The organism is Rhizobium sp. 01T417, assembly GCF_056398905.1.
Window position 1 is genome coordinate 21,845 of record NZ_JBFTQH010000058.1, and the last position, 6,000, is coordinate 27,844.

At 58.0% G+C, this 6,000-nt stretch carries 5 protein-coding genes; 4 read left to right on the top strand and 1 reads right to left on the bottom strand.

Features of this window, described 5'->3' with window-relative positions:
- The first annotated feature begins 97 nt into the window (after positions 1–97).
- The 3 genes from AC1DPR_RS29615 (at position 98) to pgi (ending at position 4,888) form a co-directional block, all read left to right on the top strand.
- Complete coding sequence (locus AC1DPR_RS29615) at positions 98–850, top strand: hydroxypyruvate isomerase family protein (protein WP_477817796.1); 753 nt, start codon at positions 98–100, stop codon at positions 848–850.
- A 207-nt stretch (positions 851–1,057) separates the two neighbouring features.
- Positions 1,058–3,022 carry a transketolase gene (tkt, locus tag AC1DPR_RS29620; protein ID WP_477817797.1) on the top strand — a complete coding sequence of 655 codons (1,965 nt, stop codon included), beginning with the start codon at positions 1,058–1,060 and terminating at the stop codon, positions 3,020–3,022.
- A gap of 183 nt (positions 3,023–3,205) precedes the next feature.
- Positions 3,206–4,888 carry a glucose-6-phosphate isomerase gene (pgi, locus tag AC1DPR_RS29625; protein WP_477817798.1) on the top strand — a complete coding sequence of 561 codons (1,683 nt, stop codon included), beginning with the start codon at positions 3,206–3,208 and terminating at the stop codon, positions 4,886–4,888.
- 494 nt (positions 4,889–5,382) lie between these two features.
- Here pgi and AC1DPR_RS29630 read toward each other — a convergent pair whose 3' ends face one another.
- Positions 5,383–5,643, bottom strand: coding sequence for a helix-turn-helix domain-containing protein (locus AC1DPR_RS29630; protein WP_113113703.1), 261 nt, complete (start codon positions 5,641–5,643; stop codon positions 5,383–5,385).
- 100 nt (positions 5,644–5,743) lie between these two features.
- Between AC1DPR_RS29630 and AC1DPR_RS29635 the strand changes: the two genes are divergently transcribed.
- A partial coding sequence (locus tag AC1DPR_RS29635; RefSeq protein ID WP_477817799.1) for a LysR family transcriptional regulator occupies positions 5,744–6,000 on the top strand: 257 nt, incomplete at its 3' end.

Here is a 6,000-nt window from a genome sequence, read left to right on the forward strand (position 1 = left end):
CAGAGCAGCGGACCAGCGCTTCTACAAACAAGCGAAGAAGACAATGTCGACATTCCCCTATAGCGCCCACATTGGTTATCTTTTCACGGAGAAGCCGTTGGCCGAACGAGTAGCCGCCGCCGCGCGGTACGGTTTCGACGCGGTAGAGCATCCTTCCCCCTATTCGGTGCCTGCAAAAGAAATGGCGGGTTGGCTCAGGTCCGCAAACCTGACTTATACCCAATTCGGCCTGCGCTCGGGCGACGCGCAGAAAGGGGAGAAGGGCATCGGCATTTTCCCTGATCGGCGCGAAGAATTTCGTCGGAGCGTGACGGAAGGGCTCGACTATGCCGAGACCGTCGGTGTCGGCATGGTCCATGCCATGGCGGGCGTCCTGCCGAAGGGCAAGCGGAGCCGGTTCCACTGGGATTGCTACATCGAAAACCTCGCGTTCGCTGCCCGCGAGGCGAAGAAGCGAGGTATCCGGATCATCGTCGAGGCCATGAGCGACGGTGCCGTTCCCGACTATTTCATCCCTACCCCCGATATGGCTGCTCACGCGATCGCTGAAGCAGGCGAAGACAATCTTGGCCTGTTGCTGGATGTGTTCCACACGGTCGGTGCCGGGCTCGATATCCATCAGCAAATAGACAAGCATGCTACCCACATTCTTCACGTCCATATCGCGGACTATCCGGGGCGGCACGAGCCGGGTTCTGCATTGCTCGATTTCGACGCAATTAATCGAACGCTGCAGGGTGCGGGATACCGCGGCTGGCTTGGATGCGAATATGTACCGATTGCCACGACCGAGGCGGGCCTCGGATGGCTGAAGGATACGCGGCACTCGGCGACGGCGGTCGCCGGGTGAGGCGTGGGGCCGGTTGGGAGCCGGCCCCGTTTCCATGATCCGGGAATTCCAAACGCGTACGCGACGGACTTGTCCACAAATCGTCGCGCGAGAACGCGCGTGTGAATGCCGGGCTCCAATCGTACCAACACGTGGGATTTGAACATGACAGTCATAGCGACACTGAATACGCCCTCGGCTGAAACGCGAGATGCCAGCGGAAGGGCTATGGCTAATGCTCTCCGCTTTCTGGCGATCGATGCGGTACAGAAGGCGAATTCGGGCCATCCGGGAATGCCAATGGGCATGGCTGACGTCGCAACCGTGCTGTTTGCCGATTTTATCAACGTTGATCCAGCGGTCTTGGACTGGCCGGATCGGGACAGGTTCGTTTTGTCGAACGGCCACGGTTCGATGCTGCTTTACGCGTTGCATCATCTACTCGGCTACGAGGATATGACAATCGAGCAACTCCAGTCGTTCCGGCGCGTGGGAGCGAAAACGGCAGGCCATCCTGAATACGGTCATGCTCTGGGGATCGAAACCACTACCGGGCCGCTAGGTCAGGGGCTCACCACAGCCGTCGGCATGGCGCTCGCTGAACGCATGCAAAACGCCCGGTTCGGCGACGACCTGGTCGATCACTACACGTATGTCTTCTGTGGTGACGGTTGTCTCATGGAAGGTATCAGCCAGGAGGCGATTGATCTCGCCGGACACCTCAAGCTCGCTAAGCTGATAGTGCTGTTCGACGACAACGGGATATCGATCGATGGCTCGACCGAGCTTTCGACCTCCACCGATCAGGTGAGGCGGGTCCAGGCTTCCGGTTGGAACGCGGTGCGTGTGGACGGCCACGATCAGGATGCCATCCGCAGAGCGATTGCGACGGCCCGGTCGTCTGACAAGCCGACGTTAATCGCATGCAAGACGGTGATCGGCTACGGTTCGCCGAAGTTTGCAGGTTCCGAGAAGTCACACGGAGCTCCGCTAGGAGCACCTGAAATCGCGGCAACCCGCGATAATCTTGGATGGAGCGCCGAACCTTTTTCTGTTCCGGAGGACGTGCGAAAGTCCTGGGGGAACGTTGCGTCTCGTGGCAAGACCGAACGCGAAAAATGGCTATCGCGCCACCAGCGGTCTGCGAAGCGAGACGCTTTCGACGCGTCGCTCGTCAGGGAGTTGCCCGACGGTTTTGCCGACGCGATGAGGGCATACCGACGAAAGGTGTTGGCGGCCGCGTCGAAAATCGCCACCCGCAAAGCGTCCGAGGATACCCTCAGCGTTGTAAACGACCTCACGGATCTGACGGTCGGGGGATCGGCTGACCTCACGCACTCTGTCTTCACCCTTACGAAGGGTATCAGCGACGTTCAAGGGGGCAGCTACGAAGGCCGCTACATCCGCTATGGCATCCGGGAGCACGCCATGGCCGCGGTGATGAATGGATTGGCTTTGCATGGAGGGTTCATTCCCTTTGGAGGGACTTTCCTCGTGTTCTCGGACTACATGCGCGGGGGAATGCGTATATCGGCGCTGATGGGACTTCGTGTCATCTATGTGTTGACCCACGACTCCATCGGTCTAGGTGAAGACGGGCCTACACATCAGCCGATCGAACACCTGACCATGCTCCGTGCAACCCCGAACATGTTGGTGTTTCGTCCGGCGGACGCGATCGAAACGGCCGAAGCATGGGAGATTGCTCTTGGCCAGCCGCGTCCGTCGGTCTTGTCCCTCTCGCGCCAAAATCTGCCTTTGCTGCGGACAGGCGGTGTCGAGGAAAACCTGTCGCGAAAAGGCGCATTCGTCTTGCAGGAAGTGACAGGTTCCCGCGACGTTACACTTCTTGCCAGCGGCTCCGAAGTCGAGATTGCCGCCGCCGCCGCAGAGTTGCTTCGAGGACAAGGTATTGCTGCCGCCGTCGTTTCCATGCCCTGTCACGAGCTCTTCCTGGAGCAGGAAGAGGGCTATCGAAGCGAAGTTCTCGGAATTGCCCCTCGCATTGCGATCGAGGCGGCCTCCGGAATGTCCTGGGACAGGTTTCTTGCGCCAACCGACGCCTTCGTCGGGATGCGATCGTTTGGTGCCTCCGGACCCGCACCAGAGCTCTACTCCCATTTCGGCATTACCGTGGAAAACGTCGTCGCGGAGGCAATGGCGCGCGTTCGCAAATCGCCACAGGCCGCATGAGAAGATCGATGGTGGGCAGACGGCTTTCCGTTTGTGCCTCGAGCGATCTTCGTAACCTTGGGCAGAGCGTACGGCACACGACCGAGCGCGCCCGGCAATACTATCGTCCGATAATTCTGTCGAAGGTCCAACGAACAGCCGGCGGAAGGACCCTCGATGTCAATTTCTCAGTAGGGAAGAACCATGTCAGAGAAGAGAACCGACCAGGCTGCCATTGAGGCCCAACTCCAGGCCCGAGGGGTGCTTGCGGCAAAACGAGGCATCCGCGCGCTTTTCCAGAAAGATATTTCGCGCTTTCAGGACTTCACGGTATCGGACAGAGACCTGACGCTTGACTATTCGAAGACGGCCTTATCACGGGAAGACCGCGATCTGCTTTTGAAGTTTGCCCGCGTCAAGGATCTGCGGCGGCAAAGGGACGCTATGTTTGCCGGAGAACGCATCAACACCACCGAGAGAAGAGCGGTGCTGCACGTCGCACTCCGGGGAGTTGTATCTGATAGGTATGTGGTCGACGGTGTTCCTGTGGGCCAGGATGTCGAAGACGTTCTTGTTCGGATGACTGGTTTCGCCGAAGGTGTCCGCGAAGGAACCATCGTATCGAGCACTGGCAAGAAATTCACCGACGTCGTGAATATCGGAATCGGAGGTTCAGACCTCGGCCCGGCCATGGCAACACTCGCGCTTGCTCCGTATCATAGCGGACCACGGATCCACTTCGTGTCGAACGTCGACAGCGCTCATATCACGGACATTCTCGCCACAGTTGAACCTGCGACAACGCTGTTCATCGTTGCATCCAAGACGTTCACAACGATCGAGACGATAACCAACGCTGCAATGGCTCGAAGTTTCATCACCAATGCACTGGGAGAAAACTCTGTCGGTCTTCATTTCTGCGCTGTTTCGACTGCCTTGGATAGGATCGAAGAGTTTGGAATCGACCGCGACCGGAGCTTCGGCTTCTGGGATTGGGTAGGAGGCAGGTATTCGATCTGGTCGGCGATTGGCCTGCCGCTGATGATGGCGATCGGCCCCGTGAAGTTTAGGGAATTCCTCGCCGGAGCGCGCAGTATGGATCAGCATTTCCTGCACGCTCCGATCGAGCAAAACCTTCCGACGTTGCTTGGGCTAGTGGGCTGGTGGCATCGCGCTGCGCAAGATTACCGCTCGCGCGCACTGATCCCTTACGACCAACGACTCGCGCGGTTCCCAGCCTATGTTCAGCAGCTAGACATGGAGTCCAACGGCAAGCAGACGCGGCTCAATGGGAAAGCGGCTAGCGGCCCCACCGGTCCCGTCGTGTGGGGGGAACCCGGGACCAACGGCCAGCATGCCTTCTTTCAACTGCTGCACCAGGGTACCGACATCGTCCCCGTCGAATTCCTGCTTGCCGCTCAATCACATGAGCCAGACCTCCAAACTCACCAGGACCTGCTGATCGCGAATTGCCTTGCTCAGGGGGAGGCGCTTCTGCAGGGACGGACACTGCAGGAAGCGATCAATCGGCTTCGGTCCGAGGGCTACCGTGAACATGATGCCCATGCCATGGCACCGCATCGCCGCTTTGCCGGGGAACGTCCGTCGCTTACGCTCTGCTACAGAAAGCTGGATCCATTCACACTTGGCCGCCTGATCGCACTCTTCGAACATCGCGTGTTCGTTGAAGCTCAGCTTTACGGGATCAATGCCTTTGATCAGTGGGGCGTCGAACTGGGCAAGGAACTCGCCCTGAAGCTATTGCCCATCGTTAGTGGAAAGGCGTCAACGGATACTTGTGGCGAATATAGCCGCGGCTTAGCGGCAAGGGTGCTCGAGTTGAGGGAAATTGGGTATAACCAGACGGACAAATTGTCTGCAGACTGAGCGCCAAAAAAGCCTCGTATTGTTGGCCGAACGCTCCCGAAGCTGAAACCCTTCGTGGGCATCAAAACGCGGCTAGTTTGCGATCATTCGACGAAGCTGGCGTCAGGCGTTTGTCCGCTAGTTCGGCCTCGGCGACATTCGCCGTACGAGTAATCTCATCCCGCCAAGGATGCCATGGTGAGTCAGGTAATACCTACGTTCGTAAGGTGTTCTGTGACTGATGCCGAACCCTAGGTTATCCGCTGGGTGCCGAAAGTTCAGGCTGCTGTACGACCAATTGCGTGCACAGGATCGTCGTCTGAAAAGCGGTCGTGTGCGCGGCCTTGAATACGTGCATTTGGGGTGCGTGCGTGAGCACCGATCAGGGCGCCGATCTTGTCGTCATCAAGTCAACGCATACTCGGCCCGGTAATCCATCACGCGGCCAGTTTCATCTGGACCTTCCAGGGCATCTTGGGATCGTATGCGGATTCATGGATCGCAAGGCAAATCACTTATTTCGTTGGACGTCCGCGACGCAAATTTTGCGGCGGTCGCTCGCCCTCGGTCGGTTCGAGCAAAAGCTCAAAAATCTTGCAGTGCAATACAGAGGCAATCTTTCCTAACGAATCTACTCCGAGATTCACCTGTTTCCGCTCGAGTTGAGAGATTGAGACACGCTCTAGTCCCGCTTCGAGCGCAAGCCGCTCTTGTGAGAGGCCTCGACGAACACGAAGTTTCTTAACATTCCAAGCGAGTAGATCACGTGGCGACATCCGTCCACCTGATCATTCTGTTGCGAATAAAATAACTGGCGATTCTATACGAAAAACGGTAATCTCACCATGCTTACATGGCGAGCAGAGGAACGAACCGGTGGAACTACGCCAACTCACCTATTTCAAAGCGGTGGCCGAGGAACTGCACTTCGGCCGGGCGGCAGCCAGGATGTGCATTGCCCAGCCGGCGCTGAGCAATCATGTTATGTCGCTGGAAAGGGAACTTGGCTGTCCGCTGTTCATCCGCTCGACCAGACGGGTGGAACTGACCAGGGCAGGGGAGACCTTTTATGATCGCTGTGTGCGGATCTTAAGCGACATCGACCTGACCACCGAACTGACGCGGGCAGCCGG